Raw genomic sequence first — 22,664 nt, 5'->3', positions numbered from 1 at the left:
GAACGGGCGATTCGTCATAGGCCGAATCGTACATCCCGCCACGCAAAACGCCCGAGATTCTTGCCCAGCCTCGACGGCACAAGGCCCGATGGCTGCGACATGGTAACGCGACGGGCAAGATTTGGGGACTTTCGCGATGGCTGGCGGTTTGGCGTTAGGAAGGGCCGGCCGCCCGATCTTGCTCCGCCGTCGTCCCGGCCTTGAGCCGGGACCGATATTCACAGGCCGGCGTGAGATAAAGAAAGCCGCTCCAGCCTGCTCAACAACTAACGACGGTGGCTATGGGTCCCGGCTCAAGGCCGGGACGACACTGTTAGTGTGGCGAGATGATGCAGAACAATCCGCAGCTCTCACCGCTCGATCATCCAGCGCGTCACGGCCTGGTGATAGTTCATCGGGCCGGGCACCGTCTTGTACGTCTTCAAATAGCGAAAGCCCGCCTTCTGCAGCGCGCGGTTGGGGGCGATGTTGTAGGCGTGCGGCTCGCAGAACAGCTGCTTGAGCCGCAGGCGTTCGAAATAGAGGTCGATGCTGCGGCGGACACATTCGGTGCCGAGGCCACGGCCGCGCAGCTCCGGCTCGGTGACGTGGAGATGCATGTGGGCGCGGCTGCCGAACACGATGCGGTCGCAGCTGGAGAAGCCGATCGGGCGGCCGTCGAGGCGCCAGATCACCAGCAGCGCGGCGCGCTCAGGAAGCGGCAGTTCGTAGAGCGTCTTGAACAGGCCGGCCCACACCGGCCTGGTCGGCATGCGTGTGGGGTCGATGCCCATCAGGTCGAGCTGCTCGATGCTCGATGAATAGAAGTAGTCGATGACCAGCGAGGTCTCGGCGAGCTCCATTTCCCTGACGTCGAGGTTCATTGCAGCATCCTCTTCAGCTGGCATCAAGGTGCTGATCATGCGGGCGGCAGTGGGGCAGCGCGGCCTGCGGGAAAGTTTCAGAATGAGGCGAGAGGGACAAGCAGCTGTGAGTTGTGAGGATGCGACAGCCTCGCCCGGCAACAGGTGCGAGTTGTCGCACCGGGTGTTGCGGCCCTCTTACCTCTCCCCGCTCTTTGCGGGGGCGCGACGAGCTTCGCTCGCGCTGAGAGGTCGGATTGCGCAGCAATCCGGGTGGGGGGGCATGGCACGAGTGCGGCCAGGTCAAAGGTCTATCGGACGGGCACGACCGCCAGGCGCCGATTGGAATGCCAGAGATATCTTCAAACAGTTCGTTGCAGGGAATCGGCACCGCCCGTGCGGCTGCCCCTCACCCCACCCCTCTCCCCGTGAAGAACGGGGAGAGGGAGCGCACCGTCGTCGTGGCGGTGGCTCGATCTCAGATTGTCGTAGGAGCATATGCAGCGCGTGAGGCGCCGCACTCAAACAGGGCGCCGGCCCTACTCCGCGGCCGTCACGCTCTCCGGCGCCTTGGCGCCCGCGCCATAGCGCTGGTCGATGTAGTCGATGACCAGGGCCTTGAAGTCGGCGGCAATGGTCGGGCCGCGCAGGGTGCGGAACTTCTTGCCGTCGACGAAGACCGGCGCGGCCGGGGCCTCGCCGGTGCCGGGCAGCGAGATGCCGATATTGGCGTGCTTGGATTCGCCGGGGCCGTTGACGATGCAGCCCATGACGGCGACGTTGAGCGCCTCGACGCCGGGATATCTCGTCTTCCAGGTCGGCATCTCGTCGCGGATGAAATCCTGGATCGAGCGCGCCAGCTCCTGGAAGGTGGTCGAGGTGGTGCGGCCGCAGCCCGGGCACGCCGCGACCAGCGGCACGAAGGTGCGGAAGCCCATGGTCTGCAGCAGCTCCTGTGCGACCTGCACCTCGAGGGTGCGATCGCCGCCGGGCTCGGGGGTCAGCGAGATGCGGATGGTGTCGCCGATGCCCTGCTGCAAGAGAATGCCGAGCGCGGCCGAGGAGGCGACGATGCCCTTGGAGCCCATGCCGGCCTCGGTCAGGCCGAGATGAATGGCGTAGTCGGAGCGCGCGGCGAGATCCTGATACACCGCGATCAGGTCCTGCACGGCCGAGACCTTGGCCGACAGGATGATGCGGTTCTTCGGCATGCCGAGCTCTTGGGCGCGCTCTGCCGAGTGCAGCGCCGACTGCACCATGGCCTCGCGCATCACAGCACGCGCATCGCGCGGGTTCGCGGACGCCGCGTTCTCGTCCATCAGCTTCGACAGCAGCTCCTGGTCGAGCGAGCCCCAATTGGCGCCGATGCGCACCGGCTTGCCGTATTTGTTGGCGAGCTCGATGATGGTCGAGAACTGGGTGTCGCGCTTGTCCTTGAAGCCGACATTGCCGGGATTGATGCGGTACTTCGCCAGCGCCTCGGCGCAAGCGGGGTACTCGGTCAAGAGCTTGTGACCGATATAGTGGAAGTCGCCGATCAGGGGCGTGGTGATGCCGCGCTTGTCGAGCTGCTCGCGGATGTGCGGGACGGCCGCGGCCGCCTCGTCGCGGTCGACCGTGATGCGGACCATCTCGGACCCGGCGCGCGCCAGCGCTGCGACCTGGGCCACCGTCGAGTCGACGTCGGCGGTGTCGGTGTTGGTCATCGACTGCACCACGATCGGCGCGCCGCCGCCGACGGCGACATTGCCGACCATGACTTGCGTGGTCTGGTGCCGGGGAGCAGGGCCGGCGATATCGGTTTGAGGCAGGATCTCGGGCTTGTTCATGGGGCCTCGGATATCAGGTTTTGGTGACATTCAGCAATGGATCAGTCGCGGCCAGGAGCACGCGGTTCGGGCGATTGACCAGAAAAAGCCCAATGATCACAAGCACGGCGGCCAGGCCAAAGGCGAGCGTCAGGGCGTCATGCAGGATGAAATAGCTCGCCACCACCCCGAATAAAGGGGTGATGAAGGTAAATGCCGACAATTTGCTGGCCGAATAGGCTTTGATCAGGGCGAACCAGATCGTGAAGGTGGTGCCGACCACCCAGATCGCCTGATAGGCGAGCAGCCCGAGCACGAAAGGGCTGGGAACCTGGGTGAGGCGCTCGCCGGCGATCAGGGCGGCCACGGCCATGATGGGGACGGAAACGGCCACCTGGTATCCCAATGCGCGCTCCGGCGCGATGAAGCGCAGCCGGCTGCCCTTGATGAAGACCGTCGTGACGCCCCACAGCAGCCCGCCGCCGACCACCAGAAGGTCGCCGAGCAGAACCTTGCCGTCGACATTGGCCTGGGGGATGCCGATCGCCAGCGCAACGCCGGTGAAGCTCAGCGCCAGCCCGCCCCATTGCGCCGGTCCCAGACGCTCACCCAGGAAGCGGAACGAGCCGAGCGCGACGAAGAACGGCGCTGTGTACAGGAAGACGACGGCCCGCGACGCCGAGGTCAGCAGAAGACCCTGGTAGATGAGCACGAATTCGAGGCCGAAAAGCGCGCCGGCCGCGATGCCGAGCCACAACGTGCCGTCGCGCTCGAACATCTTCACGCCGCGCACGTGAGCAAAGATCAGCAGCACCGGCAGCGCGCCAGCCGAGCGGAAGGTGGCCTGGAGCATCGGCGGCACCTCCGGCAATGCCAGCTTGATGGCGATCTGGTTGAAGGCCCAGGACAGGCAGAGCACGAGCGTGACGGCGATCGCGCCCGGGCCGAGCGGCCGGGTCGCGGCGGACGAAGGGGACGTTGCGGACACGAGGGCGTGGGCTCCCGAAAGGGTTTGGTTTTCTTGGACCCCCAGCGCACACGCGGTCAGATTCGCGCGCGAGGATCGGACGAACAACTCGGCCGGCAGCGGCGGTCCACGCCTCTCCCCGCGCGCGGGGAGAGGCCGGATTGCATCATCAGATGCAATCCGGGTGAGGGGGGCTCTCCGCACGTCTGGTGCTCGTGGCTGCCCCTCACCCCAGCCTTCTCTCCGTGAAGAACGGGGAGAGGGAGCGCACCGTCGCTGTGGCAATAGCTCGAATACGATGATCAGTGAGCGCTGTACACCTTGCGGCGCAGTGACGGATCTCACGCGGCCTTCTGGCAGTGCGCGCAGAGGCCGGTGATCTCGACCACCGACATCTTCGGCAGGAAGCCGGACGCGGCGGCCGCGCTCTTCAGGCTCTCCGCGATCGGCGCGGCGGGAACCTCACCGACGGCACCGCATTTTTCACAGATCAGGAACGCCACCAGCGCGGTGTGCTCATGATCGTGCGCGCAGGCGAGGAAGGCATTGCGGCTTTCGATGCGGTGCACCAAGCCGTTGGCCATCAGGAACTCGAGGGCGCGATACACCGTGATCGGTGCCGGTCGCGCGGCCACCTTGGCCAGTTCCTCGATGATCTCGTAGGCGCCGAGCGGCCGGTGGCTCGACAGCAGCGCCTCCAGCACCTGGCGGCGCTGCGGCGTGAACTTCTGGCCACGCTGGGCGCAGACGCGCTCGGCATGGTCGAGGGCATCGGCCGCGCAGCGGCCATGGTCGTGGTCGGGCGGCGGGAAGGTGGGCTTTGCGAGGGTCATTGCCGACAATCTAGCATTTCACAGCCCGCTCGCCAAAGGCCGCGGCGGAGCCATGCATCTTCAGGGGAACGGATGTGCTCGACGACGCCATGACATATTCATAAGCTTGCTTATTATATTCCAGGCTCATTAGAGCCAAAGCTTAGTTCCCTCCGTCCAGAATCGAGACCGGCCATGACCCGCACGTCCGCGGACGTGAATTTCCTGTTTACGCTCGGCGAGCTGCAGCGCCTGATGCGCGCCTATGCCGACAAGGAGGCCGCGCGGTTCGGCATGACCCGGGCACAATGGGCCGTGCTCGCCAAGGTCGAGCGCAACGAGGGCATGAAGCAGTCCGAGCTCGCCGAGCAGCTGGAGATGCAGCCGATCACGCTGACCCGGCTGATCGACAAGATCGCGGATGCCGGGCTGATCGAACGCCGCGGCGACGACACCGACCGCCGGGTCAACCGGCTGTATCTGAAGAAGGCCGCCCGTCCGCTGCTCGCCAAGCTCGCGGTGCTGCGCGGCGAGATCACCGAGACTGCGCTGGACGGCATCAGTCCCGCCGATGCCGAGCGACTGACGGCCCAGCTCGAAGCCATCAAAGAAAACGTGAGAAACGCCCTGCAGTCGCTCTGCGACGAGCAGCGAAAGGAGCAGCGTTATGGCTGAGCCCGCCCTCAAAATCGCCCCCGAACAGAAGGCCCATCCGGAGGCCGCACCGCCGGCCGCTGCTGCCGAGGCGAAGCCGGCGCGTCCCGGGGTCCTGCGCCGCTATCGCCGCACGCTGCTGCTGGTGGTGCTGCCGATCGCCGCCGCCATCGGCGGCCTCGCGCTGTATCTGAACGGAGGCCGCTACGTGACCACCGACGACGCCTATGTCGGCGCGCAGAAGGTGCTGATCACGCCGGATATCTCCGGCAAGATCATCAAGGTCGTCGTCAAGGAAGGCCAGCAGGTCCAGAAGGGCGACGAGCTGTTCGAGATCGATCCCGTGCCCTATCGTCTGGCGGTCGACCAGGCCAAGGCGGCGCTGGCACAGGCACGCACCACCTATGACAACCTCACGGCCAACATCAAGATCTACGGCCAGATGCTCGACCTCGCGCAGCAGGGCATCGACCTCAAGCAGAAGGATGTCGAGCGCAAGCAGACGCTCGCCAAGAACAATTTCGGCTCGCAGCTCGATCTCGACAACGCGGCGAACGCCCTGGTGACGGCCGGCGCGCAGGCGCAGTACATCAAACAGCAGCTGTCGAACGCGAAGACGCAGCTGCTCGGCAATCCCGAGCTGCCGCTGGAGCAGTTCCCGCCCTATGTCCAGGCGAAGGCCAAGCTCGACGACGCGCAGCGCGATCTCGACCATACCACGTTGCGCGCGCCGATGCCGGGCATCGCCACGCAGGTGGATCAGATCCAGCTCGGCCGCTTCGTCACCGCGGGCACGCCGGTGTTCTCGGTGATCGACATCGGCAATCCCTGGGTCGACGCCAATCCCAAGGAGAGCGACTTCACCTATGTCGCCGTGGGCCAGCCGGTCGAGCTCGACGTCGACGCGTTCCCGAACCACCGCTTCAAGGGCACGGTCGGCTCGCTGTCGCCCGGCACCGGCGCGCAATTCGCGATCCTGCCGCCGCAGAACGCGACCGGCAATTTCGTCAAGGTGGTGCAGCGCGTGCCCGTCCGGATCTATTTCGACAAGAACGACAAGTTCGTCGGCAAGCTCAAGGCCGGCATGAGCGTCAACGTGTCGATCGATACCGGACATGAACGTACGCTGGCGGGCCTGCTCGGCTCGGCGCATGCCGCCGACAAGGACGAGTAGCGCGCGATGAACGCGCCGGCAGCCTCATCCGCGGTTCCAGGATTTCGCCGCAACATGGTGACGATCTGCGCCATGACGGCGACGATCATGCAGGCGCTCGACACCACGATCGCCAACGTCGCGCTGCCCTACATGCAGGGCACGCTGTCGGCGTCGCAGGACCAGATCAATTGGGTGCTGACGTCGTACATCGTGGCGGCAGCGATCATGACCGCGCCGGTCGGCTGGATCGCCAACCGCTTCGGTCGCAAGCGCACCTTCATCGTCTGCTCGGCCGGCTTCACCATTGCGTCCGTCATGTGCGGCCTCGCCCAGGACATCACCCAGATGGTGCTGTTCCGCCTCTTGCAGGGCGTGTTCGGCGCCGCGCTGGTGCCGGTGTCGCAGGCCGTGATGCTCGACTCCTACGCGCTGCATGAGCGCGCCAAGGCGATGGCGATCTGGGGCATGGGCGTGATGCTCGGCCCGATCATGGGACCGTCGCTCGGCGCCTGGCTGACGGAAACCTATTCCTGGCACTGGGTGTTCTTCGTCAATCTGCCGTTCGGCGCGGTGACCGTGCTCGGGCTGATCGCCTTCATGGAGGAGACCAAGCCGAATGCGGAGCTGACCTTCGACTGGTTCGGCTTCGCCGCGCTCGCCATCGGCATCGGCGCGCTGCAGATTGCGCTCGACCGCGGCGAGGATCAAGGCTGGCTCGAGAGCAACGAGATCATCATCGAGTTCATTGTCGCGGCCGTCGGCTTCTACTACTTCCTGGCGCATTCGCTGACGACGAAGCGGCCGTTCATCCAGTTCGCGCTGTTCAAGGACCGCAATTTCGTCGGCGGCTGCGTGTTCATGACGGTGATGGGCCTGGTGCTGTTCTCGACCATGGCGCTGTCCTCGCCCTACCTGCAGAACGTCATCGGCTACCCCATCATCACCGCCGGCGTGCTGCTGGCGACCCGCGGCTGTGGCACCTTCGTCGCGATGATGCTGGTCGGGCGACTGCTGCGCCATATCGAGGCGCGGACCCTGATCGTGGTCGGGCTGGCGCTCACGGCGCTGTCGCTGTTCCAGATGACGGCGTGGACGGACCAGACCGGCGTGCCGGAGATCATCACCATCAGCATCATGCAGGGCTTCGGCTTCGGCCTCGTGTTCGTGCCGCTCTCGACGGTGGCATTCTTGACGCTGCCCGGCGAGCTGCGGACCGATGGAACCTCGATGCTGACTTTGGTGAGGAATGTCGCAAGCTCGATCGGCATCTCCATCGCGATCGCGCAGCTCACCGAGGGAACACGACGCAATCACGCCATCCTGGTCGAGCACATCAACCCGTTCAATCACGCTTTGCAGATGCCCAACGTGGCCGGCATGCTGAACCTGTCCACGGATGCCGGGCGCGCGATGGCCGATGCGATGGTCATGGTGCAGGCGCAGATCCTCGCCTTCTCGCACGACTATCAGCTGGTGATGACGTTCATCCTGGTGTCGATCCCGCTCGCGATCATGATCGGCTCGACTCGCACGGCGCTGCGTCAGCAGTCCGCACCGGCCGATCATGCCGTGATGGAGTGAACGTTCCCCGCGACGGAAATTGCGTGCGCTGTTCGGACGCAGTGTGAGCGGGATAGCAAAAAGGTGACCGCCACGTGATGGATTTGTAACTTCAATCCGGCGCGTTTCCGGCTATCTTCTCATCACCCCACTCGGTTCTCTGCGTATGAGTTGCGCGCAGGGACTGCACCTCATGAGCGCCCCACTCGTGATGTGCCGGGCGGGGGCGGTGGCTCCTCCAGCGCCGCCCCCAGCCCCGGGGTTGCTTTTCACATTTTGTTTCACGGCTTCTGCAGCGGCTCGATCTTCGCCGGCCCGGCAGAGGTCCTGGCCTCGGTCGTCGGCATGACGACGCCCGCCAGCGCCTGCACCGGATCGTCGCCGGGCTTGAAGCCCGACTGCACCAGGATCTCGTCGATCAGCGGCTTGAGCGCATGCACGCGCAGCAGCTCGCCGGCAAGGCCTTCGCCGAAGCCGACATTGCCACCGCCGTTGCCGTTGCCGCCAAAGGCGCCGCCGGTGTGCAGGATGCGGACATCCTTGAGGTTGGCGATCGGCTTGACCATCTCGCCGAGCGCGGCGGGCATCGTCGCGATGCGCTGCTTGGCGAGCTCGAAATCGATCACGTTGCTGCCCAGCTTGTTCTGAGCCTCGTTCTTCATCAGGATCACGGCGGCTTCGGCCTCGCCGATCTCGCGCACGCCCACGGCCTTGATCTTGTTGGCCTCAGCCTCCGCTTCGGCGAGCGTCTTGGCCGCCTCGCCGCGATCGACCGCTGCGCGCTTCTCGGCCTCGGCCGCGACCGTGATGCCGGTCGAGCGTTGCTCGGCCTCCTTTCGCGCCGCCATGACCGCGGTCTGGCGTTCGCGGTCGGCGATCTCGATCGCGCGCGCCGTCGTCACCTTTTCCTCCGCGGACACCGCGAGCGCCTCGGCCGCCTTGGCGACCGCGCGCGCCTCCGAGGTTTCCTTGCTCTTGGTCGCGATCTGGATATCGTTGTCCTGGGTCGCGATCTGGATCTCGCGGTCGGCGTCGGTCTTGCGGCGGTTGATCGCGAGGTTGGATTCGATGGTCGCGGTCTCACGCACCTTCAACGCTTCGGCTTCGCGCTGGGCGATCTTCTGCTGGGCCTCGATGCGGGCGTTCTCCTCGGTCTGCCACGCCGTCTGCGTCGCGCTCGCCACCTCGGCGCGCGTGCTCGCGGTCTTGTTGGCGATGTCGCGCTCCTGGCTGAGCTCGGCTTCCTTCTTCGTCCGCTCGATCGTCAGCGTGAGCTGGCGCGCCTCGAGGTCCTTCTGGGCGATCGCCACCTCGTTGTCGCGTACGATGGCGTTGCGGTCGCGGCGCCGCGTCTCGGTGACGGTCTTCAGCCGCGTCAGGCCCTCGGCGTCGAAGAAGTTCTCAGCATTGAAGAACGAGATGTCGGTCTGGTCGAGCTTGGTCAGCGACACCGATTCCAGCTCCAGGCCGTTCGACTGCACGTCGGCCTCGACCGCGGCCTGGACGTGCTTGACGAAATCCGAGCGCTTCTCCTGCAGGTCCAACAGCTCCATCGTCGCCGCGACCGAGCGCAGGCCGTCGACGAACTTCGCCTCGACCTGGTCACGCAGCAATTCGGCATTGTTGGTCACCGCACCCAGCGTCTGCGCGGCAAGCGCGATCGAATCCACATCGGGCTTCACGCGGACATAGAACTCGGCGTCGATGTCGACCCGCATGCGGTCCTTGGTGATCAGCGAATCCTTCTTCGAACGCTCCACGCGCAGCCGCAGCGTCTTGAGATTCACGCGCGCGATCGAGTGGAAGATCGGCAGCACCACGGCGCCACCGTCGAGCACCACCTTCTTGCCGCCGAGGCCGGTGCGCACGAACGCCTCGTCGCGGGTGGAGCGGTGATAGAGCACGGCGAACACCGTGCCGAGGACGACCAGCAGCACGACGCCGATCGAGGCGGGGACAATCAGATCGAACATGGCAGAGATCACTTTCTGGACGAGGAGTCCGGTTGTGACGGGACGAGTTCGTCGACGGCTGCGATCGCGATGAAGCGGCCGTCCTTGCGGTCGACGAGAAGAACCGATGCGCCCACCGGCAGCGGCGGCGAGCCCGGCGCGGCCGAGGCCGTCACCGCGTGCCAATTGCCGTGGACATCCTTGACGCGGACGCGGCCGGGCAGCCCGCCATCGAGCGGGCCGACCGCGACCTCGCCGGTGCGGCCGACGAGATCGGACAGGCCGACGGCGTAGCTCTCATCCTGCGGGATCAGCCTGGAGGCGTAACGCGTCGAGCTGCGCAGCATCGGCACGGTGGCAACAGCGGCTAGCACGCCTGCGGCCGAGGCCGGCAGCGGCAGCGCGAGCAGCCGGGCGACATCCTGGATGAGGAAGCCGGTGATCGAGAAGATGCCGAGCCCGAGCAGGATGCAGATCATCAGCGGCACGCCACCAACATTGATCCAGGACAGCACCTGGCCGATGCTGGTGCTGTTGCCGTCGTGCCCGAGATCGACGGTCTGGCCGAGCAGCTCGCTGATCGACAGGCCGATCAGCATCGAGCCGATCTCGACGCCGCCGACCAGCACGATCATCACGGCGGCGACCGCGAACGGCCGCACCTCGGGCTGCATGAAATGGTCGATGATGGTCATGGGACGGTGCGCCCCTGCCCGCTCAATTCTGAGACTTCAGACGCGCCAGCCGCTCGGCAATGTCCTTGTCGCGCTTCAGCTTCGACAATTCGTCGATGTCGGGCGACGGCGGAATGCCCTCCGGCACGCCGGTGGCGCGGGCGATCGCACGTGACGCGCGCGTGGCCTTCGCAAGGCCGGCATCCTCGGTCTTGCGCGCGGCGGCCTTCGGCTGCTGAGCCATCGCCTCGCTGCGTTCGAGCTCGGCGAGGCGCGCCTGCGCATCCTGCAGGCTGGAGAGGATTGCGCGCAGGCTCGTCAGCACCGCATCGACGCGCTCGGCATTCTCGTCGATCGCCTTCGACAGCACCTCGAACTGCGCTTCGAGGTCCATCTGCCGGGCAATGCCGGCGCGGGCGAGATCGTCGCGGTTCTCCCCGATGGCGACGCGGATCTGTTCAGCCAGCGCGACGGTCTCGCGCTCGATCTCTGCGCGGCGGGCGTTGAGCCGATATTCCTCGGCCCGCGCGGCGGCGAGGCTCTCGCGAGACTCCCGCTCGGCCTGCTCGATCTCGCGGATCGCCTGCTTGACCAGCGCGACCTTGTTGTTGTCCTCGGCCTTCTCGATCGCGCCATAGGCGATCCCGGCGATGAGGCGCCCGGCGCGTGACAGGAGCGTGTCGGGAGCCGGCGCGTGTTCGGCGAGCATGACGTGGTCCTTTCGTGGGCTGAGATGGGATTGTGAAGCTGCGGTGACGCCGAAATGAATCTCGAAGTCACCGTGATCAGTGCGAACGAGCTGGGCCGGCGTCGCGTGCGTCCAGCCCGCGGCATAGCCGGTCACCTCGAACGGAATCGTGACACGGCCGAGCGCGGTGCCGAGCGACAGCGTGCCGGCATCCCTGACATTCACCAATCGGTCGTCGAGCGGCAGCCGCGGGTTCGATGCGGCCCGAAACGCCGCACGGTCGCGCAGGCCGAGCGTGACGAGCCGCGACGGCAGCCGGGTGGCCTTGCGGATCGGGTCATAGGCATGGCCATGCAACGCAACGAGATTGGCGCCGATGCCCTTCGCGCTCGCGATCTCGTCGAGCATGTCCATCATCCGGGCATAATCGGCGAACGTCGCCTCGATCGCGTCCCGCGCCTCGGGCGAGAGCAGGAGACGGTAGCGAACGGCCTGATCGTAGGGGCTTTCGGCCATGGGGAACATAAAAGCACAATTATTGTACTTTGGCAAGCCGCGCACCGGTCCGACGACGCCGCACCTGTCCGTGACCACACCGAACGCCATGCACATATCAATATGTCGCGCCGACCCTGGCGGGGGGTTTGATGCCGAGCGAACAATCTCTGGTGATCGTAAAGGGCGCTCCGCTGCCTGACAGCAAATGCGACGCGCTCGCGCGGATCGCCTCCACAAGTTCGCCAGCGACGCACCCTTCTGCAACCCGCAGGGTGCACTTCCTCTCGGTCTTGTAGGAAAGGCTGTCGCGACGAAACATCCTACCAGTTAGTTACTCCGTCATGCCCGGGCTCGTCCCGGGCATCCACGTCGTTCTCAGCATGCCGGACGACGTGGATGGCCGGGACAAGCCCGGCCATGACGAGGCTGAGGCAGGCGCAGCAAGATTGCGCCGCCTCTTCAGGATTAAGTGAGATCAATCCAACAGATCGCGGCAGCCGAGATCATCGACGGCGAGGAATATCCGCTCCAGATTGTTCCACCAGATGATCGGTGGAATGTTCGCGGTCCATTGCCACACCGGCTTGGTGATCTGCCACAGCACGCCGTAGCGATAATCGTCGTCGAGCGCGGCGCGGCTGTAGCCGGTCACGCCATGCCCGAGCAGGGCTTCGTGATAGCAATCGAGTAGATCACGCTCCACCTGCTGGCGGCGCTCGGGATACCACTGCAAGCCCATCAGATAGGCGAGATCGTTGGCGCCGACATTGATCCGCCACTGGTCGAAATCGAATACGCGCGCGCGGTCCGCCACGCCTGGCTTGGCGAGCAGGAAATTCCAGCTATGCGCGTCGCCATGCGCGATCGTGAGGTGACGGTGCGAATGATAGCGCGCCAGCAGTCTTGGCGTGGACGCGATGAAGCGCCGGTAGATATCGCGTCGGTCCGCGCTCAGGCGATCACCGAGCAGCGCGGTGAAACGTTCGAGATGGCCGGCGAGTTGCGCCATCACCTGCGCCATGGCCGCAGGCTCGATGAACTGGCCGATGGTCCGGCCGAGATCAGGATGGTCCCACCACGCCGCGTGCAGCCGCGCCATCGCCTCGACGATGGCTCCGGCCTGGGCCAATGTCGGCGGCAGCGGCCATTCCGTCGCGATCTGATGGCTGTCGGTCAGATCCTCCAGCAGCAGATGCCCGTCATGGCTGTCGCCATCCCAATGCGCACCGAAACAGCGCGGCACCAGTTGCCCCGACAGATGCGGCGCGACGGTGGTGTAGAACGCAACTTCCTTCTGCCCGCCCTGCCACAATGTCTTGGCGAAATTCTCCTGCGCCACCTTCAGAATCAGCGTCTGTGGCGCATCGGGAGCCGGGCCGTCATAGCTCACACCGAGCCTGATGATCCGCGAGACGATGATGTCGCGGGCACTGAGCACCGTGACCTCGCGCACCGCGCTCGCACGGAGCGCGCCGGATGCACGAAGCGCCTCCGTCAAACGCGCAGGGTCGACGACAGATGGCAGAGCCGGCGACGTCATCAGGAGCTGTCCTTCGACCGTTACAGCGCCTTCGACCCTAGCAGAAAATCAAGACAGTGCTACTTGATCGGTGCGCGCGGCAGCACGGTGTCGCCGATCTCCATGCGATAGACGTGATCGAGCGAGTACCAGGGCGCGGCGACGTCCAGCTCGGTCGGATGCGGTTCGTCGTGGCGGATGAAGTTGCCGAGCAGCGCCTTGGTGACGCCGAACTGGACGTCGCTGTGGATGTGCGGGTCGTTGGGGTCGTAGACCTGCGAGATCAGGACCTTGAAGCCTAGCTTCACGATCAGCGCATGCAGATGCGCCGGGCGATAGGGGTGACGGCCCTGGGCCTTCAGGAGACGGCCGACGACGCCGTCGGTCGGAATGGGATAGCCGACCATCATGACGGAGCGAAACCAGAAGCGGCCGTCGGCATCCGTGGTGAGCTTGCCGCGCAGGTTCATGTCGGCCTGCTCGGGATCCTGGTTCTCGTAGGTGCCGACCGGAGAGGCGTGCCAGACGTCGACCTCGGCGCCGGCGACCGGCTCGCCCCGGGGATCGACCACCCGCCCCTGCACGAACAGCGCCGGGCCTGGCGTTGGCGAGCGCAGGATCGAGCCGCCGTTCTCGGTTCGCGGCGAGTTCAGCCGCCAGAACGGGCCGAGCAGCGACTGCGCCGTCTCGGTGTTGCCGCCATCGCCATTGTTGAGCAGGCAGACCAACGGCGAGACGCCGAGCGAGCCGGCCATCAGCACGACTTCGTTGTGCGTGTCGTTGGTGCGCTGGCCGAGCTCGGCGATGAGCGCGGCGGCCTCGCGGAATTCGGCCTCGGTGAGGCGGACGTCGCGGACAAAGCCGTGCAGATGCTTGATCAGCGACACCATGATCTCGCGCAGCCGCGGGTTGGAGGTTTGCTCCATCACCGCCAAAACGGCGGGGGTGACGTCCTGTTCGCGGGAGATGGTCATGATGGGCTCTCCGTCATTCCGCAGGGCCATTGCATTTGGAGATGCAGAGCTGTCCCGGAGAACGACCCTGCCCGTGAGTTACTCCGTCATGCCCGGGGCTTGTCCCGGGCATCCACGTCGTTCTCAGCATGCCGGACGACGTGGATGGCCGGGACAAGCCCGGCCATGACGACGTTGATAGAGGCGAGCGCAAATCTGCAAGTGTGAAGTGCGGTAGCCCTGCGTCATTCCGGGGCGACGCGTCAGGGTCGAACCCGGAGTCTCGACGTTGGCGGACTCATCTCCAGATTCCGGGTTCAGCCCTGCGGGCTGCCCCGGAATGACAAAGCGCGTTGCGCTTCGTCAGTTGATCGTCTCGACCGCCAGCGCGACGCCCTGGCCGACGCCGACGCACATCGTGGCGAGCGCGCGCTTGCCGCCGCGGACTTCGAGGCCGTGCACCGCGGTCATCGCAATGCGCGCGCCGCTCATGCCGAGCGGATGGCCGAGCGCGATGGCGCCGCCGTGCGGATTGACGAAATCGGCATCCTCGGCGACGCCGAGCTGGCGCAGGCAGGCGATGCCCTGTGACGCGAACGCTTCGTTGAGCTCGATCAGGTCGAAATCCGTGATCTTCAGGCCGAGCCGCTCCAGCAGCTTCCGCACGGCCGGTACCGGGCCGATGCCCATGATGCGCGGCGGGACGCCGGCCGACGCCAGCCCGAGCACGCGCGCGCGCGGCGTCAGGCCGTGCTTCTTCACGGCGGCTTCCGAGGCCAGGATCATCGCGGCGGCGCCGTCATTGACGCCCGAGGCATTGCCGGCGGTGACCGTGCCCGGATTGCGCACGATCGGCTTCAGCTTGGCGAGGTTTTCGAGCGTGGTCTCGGGGCGCGGATGCTCGTCCTTGTCGACGGTGACGGGGCCGGCCTTGCCGCCGGGCACGGATACCGGCGTGATCTCGGCGGCAAAATAGCCCGAGGCGATCGCCTGACCGGCGCGCTGCTGGGAGCGGATCGCGAAGGCGTCCTGGTCGGCGCGCGACACCTGGAATTCTTCGGCGACGTTCTCGCCGGTCTCCGGCATCGAATCGACGCCATACTGGCTCTTCATCAGCGGATTGATGAAGCGCCAGCCAATCGTGGTGTCGAAGATCTCGGCCGAGCGCGAGAATGCCTCGGTGGCCTTGCCCTGCACGAACGGCGCGCGGGTCATGGATTCGACGCCGCCGGCGATTGCGAGATCGACCTCGCCCGCGCGGATCGCGCGGCCCGCGGCGCCGACCGCGTCGAGGCCGGAGGCGCAGAGACGGTTGAGCGTCTGGCCGGGAATGGAGTCGGGGAGCCCTGCGAGCAGCAGCGCCATGCGCGCGACGTTGCGATTGTCCTCGCCGGCCTGGTTGGCGCAGCCGAAGAACACCTCGTCGACCGCGGCCCAGTCGAGATTGGGATGCTTGGCCTTCAGCGCCTTCAACGGCGTCGCCGCGAGATCGTCGGTCCGCACCTTCGCCAGCGCGCCGCCGAAGCGCCCGATCGGGGTCCGCACCGCATCACAAATGAACACGTCTCGCATCGCTCTCTCCCGGGGGTGTTTCTGGTCAGAATTGACGGCGGTTTTAGGAGTGCGATGGGGGCAGGTCAAATGACGGGAACGCGGGGTGGCATGCGTGGAGACTTGGCTTGCGCACGATGCAGCCGCACGCGCGGTCTGCTCCCTCTCCCCGTCCTTCACGGGGAGAGGGTTGGGGTGAGGGGCCGCCGCACGGGAAGTGCCGCTTGTTTGCAGTGATCATGTCACCTCGAATCGCCGTGCCCGTCCGACAGACCCTCGCCTGGGCCGCGTATGTGCCATGCCCCTCACCCGGATTGCTGCGCAATCCGACCTCTCCCCGCAAGAGCGGGGAGAGGTTGCACTACCGCCGCCGCCAGAACTGCAAGCAAGGCGCACACCGCCGCTCCACCCTCGCCGTCATTCCGGGGCGGCGCGCGCAGCGCGGCGAGCCCGGAATCCATCGGGCTGCACGACCGGCCGCACGATGGATTCCGGGTTCGTGCTGCGCACGCCCCGGAATGACGCCGGTGGTCCTCTCCGGCGCTTTCGCTCTGGCGCTCGCGCGAGGCAAAAATTGCCATCGTGGAAAACCGGGACATCGCCTGCAAAGCGGTAGGACCGTCCGGGCAAATTGGCTAGTTTCCGCGCCATGACCATCCAGCAGCCCATCTCCGCCCCGGTTCCGCAAGAGTCGGTCTCCTCGGCCGCGCCCGCGGAGGCGCCGGCCAAGCTCACGCCGATGATGGAGCAGTATCTCGACATCAAGGCCGCGCATCCCGGGCTGATGCTGTTCTACCGGATGGGCGATTTCTACGAACTGTTCTTCGAGGACGCCGAGGTCGCCTCGAAGGCGCTCGGCATCGTGCTGACCAAGCGTGGCAAGCATCAGGGTCAGGACATCCCGATGTGCGGCGTGCCGGTGGAGCGCTCCGAGGACTATCTGCACCGGCTGATCGCGCAGGGCATCCGCGTCGCCGTCTGCGAGCAGATGGAGGATCCGGCCGCGGCGCGGGCGCGCGGCAACAAGAGCGTGGTCAAGCGCGGCGTGGTGCGCGTGGTGACGCCGGGCACCTTGACCGAAGACAATCTGCTCGACGCGCGCGCCAACAACTATCTGCTGTCGATCGCGCGCAGCCGCGGCTCCTCCAGCGGCGACCGGCTCGGGCTTGCCTGGATCGACATCTCGACCTCGGATTTCATCGTCACCGAATGCGCCTTCGCCGAGCTCACTGCGACGCTCGCGCGCATCAATCCGAACGAAGTCATCGTCTCCGACGCGCTGTATTCCGACGAAGCGTTCGAGCCGGTGCTGCGCGAGCTCGCTGCGGTGACGCCGCTGACGCGCGACGTGTTCGATGGCGCCACCGCCGAGCGCCGGCTGTGCGATTATTTCGCGGTCGCCACCATGGACGGGCTTGCGGTGCTGTCGCGGCTGGAGGCCACCGCGGCCGCCGCCTGCGTCACCTATGTCGAGCGCACCCAGGTCGGCCAGCGCCCGCCGCTGGCGCCGCCCGCGCGCGAGGCGACCGGCAGCACGATGGCGATCGATCCCGCGACCCGCGCCAATCTCGAACTGACGCGCACGCTCGCCGGCGAGCGGCGCGGCTCGCTGCTCGACGCCATCGACTGCACGGTGACCTCGGCCGGCTCGCGGCTGCTCGCGCAGCGTCTCGCCGCGCCGCTGACCGAGCCGGCGCAGATCGGGCGGCGGCTCGATGCGGTGAATGTGTTCGTTGCCGACAGCGCGGCACGCGAGGACATCCGCTTCATCCTGCGCGGCGCGCCGGACATGACCCGCGCGATGGCGCGGCTGTCGGTCGGGCGCGGCGGGCCGCGCGATCTGGCAAGCCTGCGCGACGGCATCCTCGCCGCCGACCAGGCGCTGGCGCGGCTCTCCGTGCTCGACCAGCCGCCGCAGGAGGTCGCGGCAATCATGTCTGCGCTGGCGCGGCCGGCGCGCGCGCTCGCCGACGAATTCGCCCGCGCGCTCGACGAGCAGCTGCCGCTGATCAAGCGCGACGGCGGCTTCGTGCGCTCCGGCTATGACGCGACGCTCGACGAGACGCGCAATCTGCGCGACGCCTCCCGCCTCGTCGTCGCGTCGATGCAGGCGCGCTACGCCGACCAGACCGGAATCAAGGCGCTCAAGATCCGGCACAACAACGTGCTCGGCTATTTCGTCGAGGTCACCGCGCAGCACGGCGACAAGCTGATGTCGGCGCCGTTGAATGCGACCTTCATCCATCGCCAGACGCTGGCGGGCCAGGTGCGTTTCACCACCTCCGAGCTCGGCGAGATCGAGGCCAAGATTGCCAATGCCGGCGAGCGCGCGCTCAATCTCGAGCTTGAGATCTTCGACCGTCTCTGCGCGCAGGCGCTCGCGATCGGCGACGACCTGCGCGCCGCGGCGCATGGCTTTGCGATGCTGGATGTCGCGACCGCGCTCGCCAAGCTCGCGGTCGACGACAACTACGTCCGACCCGAGGTCGACGGCTCGCTCGGCTTCGCCATCGAGGGCGGCCGCCATCCGGTGGTGGAGCAATCGCTGAAGCGCGAGGGCCAACCGTTCATCGCCAATTCCTGCGATCTGTCGCCGACGCCGGGGCACAAAAGCGGACAGCTGTGGCTGCTGACCGGTCCGAACATGGCGGGTAAGTCGACCTTCCTGCGGCAGAACGCGCTGATTGCCTTATTGGCGCAGATCGGCTCGTTCGTGCCGGCGAGCCGCGCCCGCATCGGCATCGTCGACCGGCTGTTCTCGCGCGTCGGCGCCGCCGACGATCTCGCGCGCGGGCGCTCGACCTTCATGGTCGAGATGGTCGAGACCGCGGCGATCCTGAACCAGGCCGGCGAGCGCGCGCTGGTGATCCTGGATGAAATTGGGCGCGGCACCGCGACCTTCGACGGCCTCTCGATCGCCTGGGCCGCGATCGAGCATCTGCACGAGAGCAACCGCTGCCGCACGCTGTTCGCGACGCACTATCACGAGCTCACCGCGCTCGCCGCCAGGCTGCCGCGGCTGTTCAACGCCACGGTGCGCGTCAAGGAATGGCAGGGCGACGTCGTGTTCCTGCACGAGGTGCTGCCCGGCTCCGCCGACCGCTCCTACGGCATCCAGGTGGCGAAGCTTGCAGGTCTCCCGCCGGCGGTGATCAGCCGCGCCAAGTCGGTGCTGGCGAAACTGGAGGCCGCCGACCGCGGTCAGAATGCCCGCGCGCTGGTCGACGATCTCCCGCTGTTCGCGGTGCCCTCGCGCGCGGCGGTGGAGCCCACGATGTCGAAGGAGACGGAGGAGCTGATCGCCGCGGTGACGGCGCTGCATCCCGATGAGATGACGCCGCGCGAGGCGCTGGATGCGCTGTATCGGCTGAAGGCCAAGCTGCCGAACAAATAGTCGGCGTCATTCCGGGGCGCGCGTCAGCGCGAGCCCGGAATCCATCTCTCGTCGACACATGCTGCCCAATGGATTCCGGGCTCGCGCTTCGCGCGCCCCGGAATGACAGCGGGGTTGGGGAAGCAGCTCGGCCCACACTTGCCGTCATTGCGAGGCGCCCTTGCGCCGAAGCAATCCAGAATCCCACCCGAGCCCCTGGATTGCGTCGCTGCGCTCGCAATGACGTGGAGAGAGCTAACGGGCTACGGCCGCTTTTCTTCGTCCCAGCGACCACAGGCCGAGATTCCACCCGACGCACGTCGCCAGCGCGCCGCTAAGACCCGCCACCGCGCCCAGATGCAGGCTGCCGAGATGCAGCACGATGACCGCGAGCGAGAAGCCGATCAGGCCCCAGGCGCCGTTGGCCATCACCGCGGCGGTTGCGGGGCCGCCGATGCGGGGCTGCAGGATCAGCATCATCGAGGTGAAGACGATCGGAAACAAGGCGAGGATGCCGGAGACGCTGGGGCCGGCCCAGCCGGAGACCGAGGTGACGGTGGCGACCAGCGTTGCGACGAGGGAGGCACGCAGGGGGACGTCGTACCAGCGCCGCGTGATCAGCGGCATCCTGGCGTAGCGATAACGCTGCAACAGCGGCAGGCAGATCGCGAAGGTGATGATGTTGACGACAATGCCCATTGGCAGCGTCCACTGCACGCTCTTGATCAGCGATGCAAGCCCGAGCCACACGGCGACTGCGGTAGCGCTCGCCACCCACACGCTGTGGCGCTGCGCCAGCACGGCATAAGCGAGGCTGAGGAAGATGGTCGCGGCGTTGATCGGCAGGCTGGTCAGGGCTCCTTGGGCGATGAACGACGCATCATGATCGAGCGCCAGGAACACGTAGGTCGGCCCGGCCGAGATGGGAAGCGTCGCGACCAGCGCGCCGATTACGGGGCCGGTGCGCTCGGCGATCATCGAGGCCGATACGACGAACGACGCCGCGATCGCCATGCGCAGGCCGAGGACGAGCAGGAAGGACGGATCGAAGGACATCAGCTCATGCGGCCGCGGCGATGATCTGCTCGCCAATCTGCGGGGAGAGCGATCGCGTATGGAAATCGGAGTTTTGCGCGCGTCTGTCGCCACATCGTCATGGCCGGGCTTGTCCCGGCCATCCACGTCGTCCGGAATACTGAGAACGACGTGGATGCCCGGGACGGAGCCCGGGCATGACGGAGTAACTTACCAACAGGGTTACTCGGCGCGATAGCGCCAGCGACGCTCCCCCGCTGAGAGAGGCTACGCCGCCACCCGCTTCAGGCTCACCGACACCTTCGGACCGTTCTTGATGGTCTGATAGACCACGCAATAACGCTCGGTGAGCTTGAGCAGGAGGTCGAGCTTGTCCTGCGGGGCGTCGGTGTCGACCTCGAAGCGCAGACGGATTTCCTGGAAGCCGACCGGGGCCTCCTTGTCGACGCCGAGCGTGCCGCGGAAATCGAGATCGCCTTCGGCCAGCACGAGGCCGCTTCTGAGCGGGACCTCGACCGCGGTCGCGACCGATTTCAGCGTGACACCGGCGCAGGCGACCAGCGCCTCCAGCAGCATGTCGCCGGAGCACAGCTCGAGGCCGGAGCCGCCGGTCCCCGGATGCAGACCTGCCACGGCCATGGCGCGCCCGGTCTCGAGCTTGCAGGTCAGGCCGTCGCCGCCGACCTCGCCCTTCGCCTTCAGCGTGATCACGGCGGCGGAGGGGTCAGCCTTGTAGCGTTCCTTGATCGGCGCCTGCATGGCGCGCAGCTCGGCAGCATCCATTGTCGTTCTCTCCCGGATTCATTTCGGGACAGATGTACCGGGCCGCGCCGCGGCTGTCACCACCACAGCCCGCCGCCAGCGTCACGCCTGCCCTGCGTGTCAGGCACCGTCCGGTCGAGCGAGCGGTCCAGCGCCGTCAGAACATGGCGCTTGAACTGCTCGAACAGCGGCGCGTTGCGGTCGCGCGGCCGCGACAAATTGATGGTGATCTCCTCGAACAGCCGGCCGGGATGCGGCCGCATCACCAGCACGCGGTCCGCCAGCACCACCGCCTCCTCGACGTCGTGCGTGACCAGCACGAGCGTGGGTCGGGTGTCGGCCCAGAGGTCGAGCAGATGATCCTGCAGGTCTTTTCGCGTGAAGGCGTCGAGCGCCGAGAACGGCTCGTCGAGCAAGAGCACCTCCGGCTGCGCCACCAGCGCGCGGGCGATCGCGACGCGCTGCGCCTGGCCGCCGGAGAGTTCGCGCGGCCAGACCTTGGCCTTGTCGGCCAGCCCGACGCGCGCCAACGCCTTCGCCACACGCTCACGGCGTTCGGCGGCCGGCAGCTCCGACAGGCCGAAGCCGATATTGTCGGCGACGCTGAGCCAGGGCAGCAGCCGCGCCTCCTGGAAGATGATGCCGACCTTGGCATGCGGCGCCGTGATCGCCTCGCCGTCGAGCGTCACGGTGCCGGCGCTGGCGCGGTCGAGGCCGGCGATGGCGCGCAGCAGCGTCGACTTGCCGCAGCCGGAGCCGCCGATGATGGCGATGATCTCGCCGAGCTGGATCTCGGACGAGAACCGCTCCAGCGCATGCACGCCGTTGGGATAGACCTTGGTGACGGAGGCAAGCTGCAGCATCATGCGGCTCCGCCCTGGCGCGCAAAACTGTCCTGCCAGCGCAGCAGCGGCGCGGTCGCGATCTCCAAGAGCCAATCGGTCGCCTTGCCGATGATGGCGAAGATGACGATGGCGGCGACGATCTGCGCGGGCTTGCCGAGCTGCTGGCCGTCGATCAGGAGGTAGCCGAGGCCCTCGGAGGCGCCCATGAACTCGGCGGCGACGACGAACATCCACCCAAGGCCCAATCCGACGCGCAGCGCCACGACATAGGCCGGCAGCACGGCCGGCAAGAGGATGCGGCGGATCATCGCCGGGCCGGAGAGGCGGAAGACGCGGCCGACCTCGACGATCTTGCGGTCGACCGACAGGATCGCGCCGGTGACGCCGAGATAGACCGGGAAGAACACGCCGACCGCGATCAGCGCGACTTTCGAGGTCTCGAAGATGCCGAGCCACAGGATGAACAGCGGCACCCAGGCGATCGACGGAATCGCGCGCAGCGCCTGGATGGTCGGATCGGCCAGCCGGCGGGCGAGGCTCCAATAGCCGCAGATGCCGCCGAGCAGCGTGCCGGCGGCGACGCCGAGGCCGAAGCCGATGCCGACGCGGGTCAAGGTCATCGTGATGTGGCGGGTCAGCTCGCCGGAGCGCGCGAGCTCGGCGATGGTGGTGAAGACTTTTGAGGGCGGCGGCACCAGCCGGCCGTTGGACCAGCCGGCCCAGACCGCGAGCTCCCAGGCGAGCGCGAGGGACAGCGGCAACAGTAGCCCGAGCAGCGGCCGGGCCAAGCGCGCGGCCCAGGGCTGGCGGGCGGTTTGCGGTGGGGCCGCCGCGGCGGGGGCCTGCAGTTCGACGGTCATGGTCATAGTGAGAACAGCGTCCCGGGTGGGAATGCAAGGCGGGATGGGGGGCGCTTGTCGCTTGCGGATGTGAGCGCGCGCCTCTCAGGGGTGAGCCAACGGCGGCGCCCCAATTTCGGTGTCGTCCCGGCCTTGCGCCGGGACCCATACTCCGC

Annotated in this window: 18 protein-coding genes; 4 read left to right on the top strand and 14 right to left on the bottom strand. The window is 66.8% G+C overall.

The annotated features are described in order from the left end of the window. Positions 1–350: 350 nt before the first annotated feature. The 4 genes from QX108_RS19845 to QX108_RS19830 all read right to left on the bottom strand — a co-directional run bounded on the left by QX108_RS19845 (position 351) and on the right by QX108_RS19830 (position 4,450). Positions 351–863, bottom strand: a complete 513-nt coding sequence (locus QX108_RS19845; RefSeq protein WP_315723863.1) for a GNAT family protein — start codon at positions 861–863, stop codon at positions 351–353. Between the two features lie 518 nt (positions 864–1,381). Beyond that, complete coding sequence (gene ispG, locus QX108_RS19840) at positions 1,382–2,671, bottom strand: flavodoxin-dependent (E)-4-hydroxy-3-methylbut-2-enyl-diphosphate synthase (RefSeq protein ID WP_315787591.1); 1,290 nt, start codon at positions 2,669–2,671, stop codon at positions 1,382–1,384. 13 nt (positions 2,672–2,684) lie between these two features. After that, on the bottom strand, positions 2,685–3,638 hold the full coding sequence (locus QX108_RS19835) for a DMT family transporter (protein WP_315787593.1): 954 nt from the start codon (positions 3,636–3,638) through the stop codon (positions 2,685–2,687). A 320-nt stretch (positions 3,639–3,958) separates the two neighbouring features. Then, positions 3,959–4,450 (bottom strand): Fur family transcriptional regulator, encoded by a 492-nt coding sequence (locus QX108_RS19830; protein ID WP_172114440.1) that lies wholly within the window; start codon positions 4,448–4,450, stop codon positions 3,959–3,961. Between the two features lie 174 nt (positions 4,451–4,624). Between QX108_RS19830 and QX108_RS19825 the strand changes: the two genes are divergently transcribed. From QX108_RS19825 to QX108_RS19815, 3 genes are read left to right on the top strand one after another with little or no spacing between them, the layout of a single operon-like run. Next, a complete protein-coding gene (locus tag QX108_RS19825) occupies positions 4,625–5,104 on the top strand; it encodes a MarR family winged helix-turn-helix transcriptional regulator (RefSeq protein ID WP_172114439.1) in 480 nt (159 codons plus the stop codon). Continuing rightward, complete coding sequence (locus QX108_RS19820; RefSeq protein WP_315787588.1) at positions 5,097–6,257, top strand: HlyD family secretion protein; 1,161 nt, start codon at positions 5,097–5,099, stop codon at positions 6,255–6,257. Before QX108_RS19825 ends, QX108_RS19820 begins: the two co-directional genes overlap by 8 nt. A 6-nt stretch (positions 6,258–6,263) precedes the next feature. Then, positions 6,264–7,820 (top strand): DHA2 family efflux MFS transporter permease subunit, encoded by a 1,557-nt coding sequence (locus tag QX108_RS19815; protein WP_315787586.1) that lies wholly within the window; start codon positions 6,264–6,266, stop codon positions 7,818–7,820. Positions 7,821–8,080: 260 nt separating this feature from the next. Here the strand turns inward: QX108_RS19815 and QX108_RS19810 are convergent, their stop codons facing one another. The 6 genes from QX108_RS19810 to pcaF all read right to left on the bottom strand — a co-directional run bounded on the left by QX108_RS19810 (position 8,081) and on the right by pcaF (position 15,655). Next, on the bottom strand, positions 8,081–9,772 hold the full coding sequence (locus tag QX108_RS19810; protein WP_315787584.1) for a flotillin family protein: 1,692 nt from the start codon (positions 9,770–9,772) through the stop codon (positions 8,081–8,083). An 8-nt stretch (positions 9,773–9,780) separates the two neighbouring features. After that, positions 9,781–10,446: an OB-fold-containig protein gene (locus tag QX108_RS19805; protein ID WP_315723850.1), complete on the bottom strand. Its 666-nt coding sequence runs from the start codon at positions 10,444–10,446 to the stop codon at positions 9,781–9,783. A 22-nt stretch (positions 10,447–10,468) separates the two neighbouring features. Next, positions 10,469–11,638, bottom strand: coding sequence for a PspA/IM30 family protein (locus tag QX108_RS19800; protein WP_315787581.1), 1,170 nt, complete (start codon positions 11,636–11,638; stop codon positions 10,469–10,471). Positions 11,639–12,086: 448 nt separating this feature from the next. Next, positions 12,087–13,151 (bottom strand): phosphotransferase, encoded by a 1,065-nt coding sequence (locus QX108_RS19795; protein WP_315787579.1) that lies wholly within the window; start codon positions 13,149–13,151, stop codon positions 12,087–12,089. 59 nt (positions 13,152–13,210) lie between these two features. Continuing rightward, positions 13,211–14,104 (bottom strand): dioxygenase, encoded by an 894-nt coding sequence (locus QX108_RS19790; RefSeq protein ID WP_315787578.1) that lies wholly within the window; start codon positions 14,102–14,104, stop codon positions 13,211–13,213. 342 nt (positions 14,105–14,446) lie between these two features. Further along, on the bottom strand, positions 14,447–15,655 hold the full coding sequence (gene pcaF, locus QX108_RS19785) for a 3-oxoadipyl-CoA thiolase (RefSeq protein ID WP_315787577.1): 1,209 nt from the start codon (positions 15,653–15,655) through the stop codon (positions 14,447–14,449). 628 nt (positions 15,656–16,283) lie between these two features. Here pcaF and mutS point away from each other — a divergent pair. Further along, positions 16,284–19,028 carry a DNA mismatch repair protein MutS gene (gene mutS / locus QX108_RS19780; protein ID WP_315787576.1) on the top strand — a complete coding sequence of 915 codons (2,745 nt, stop codon included), beginning with the start codon at positions 16,284–16,286 and terminating at the stop codon, positions 19,026–19,028. A 234-nt stretch (positions 19,029–19,262) separates the two neighbouring features. On the opposite strand, the gene QX108_RS19775 is transcribed toward mutS, so the two are convergent. From QX108_RS19775 to QX108_RS19760, 4 genes are all read right to left on the bottom strand, one after another. Further along, positions 19,263–20,063, bottom strand: coding sequence for a hypothetical protein (locus tag QX108_RS19775; RefSeq protein ID WP_315787575.1), 801 nt, complete (start codon positions 20,061–20,063; stop codon positions 19,263–19,265). A 246-nt stretch (positions 20,064–20,309) separates the two neighbouring features. Beyond that, positions 20,310–20,825: an OsmC family protein gene (locus tag QX108_RS19770; protein WP_315787574.1), complete on the bottom strand. Its 516-nt coding sequence runs from the start codon at positions 20,823–20,825 to the stop codon at positions 20,310–20,312. Positions 20,826–20,881: 56 nt separating this feature from the next. Continuing rightward, the gene (locus QX108_RS19765) at positions 20,882–21,667 is read right to left on the bottom strand and encodes an ABC transporter ATP-binding protein (RefSeq protein ID WP_315787572.1); all 786 of its coding nucleotides are present in this window, start codon (positions 21,665–21,667) and stop codon (positions 20,882–20,884) included. Next, the gene (locus tag QX108_RS19760) at positions 21,667–22,515 is read right to left on the bottom strand and encodes an ABC transporter permease (RefSeq protein WP_315787570.1); all 849 of its coding nucleotides are present in this window, start codon (positions 22,513–22,515) and stop codon (positions 21,667–21,669) included. Before QX108_RS19760 ends, QX108_RS19765 begins: the two co-directional genes overlap by 1 nt. Positions 22,516–22,664: the final 149 nt, after the last annotated feature.

The organism is Bradyrhizobium sp. SZCCHNR1002 (assembly GCF_032381435.1).
Classification (GTDB): Bacteria; Pseudomonadota; Alphaproteobacteria; order Rhizobiales; family Xanthobacteraceae; genus Bradyrhizobium; species Bradyrhizobium aeschynomenes.
Note: the sequence above shows the minus strand (reverse complement) of the source record. Positions and strands in the feature narration are given on the sequence as shown.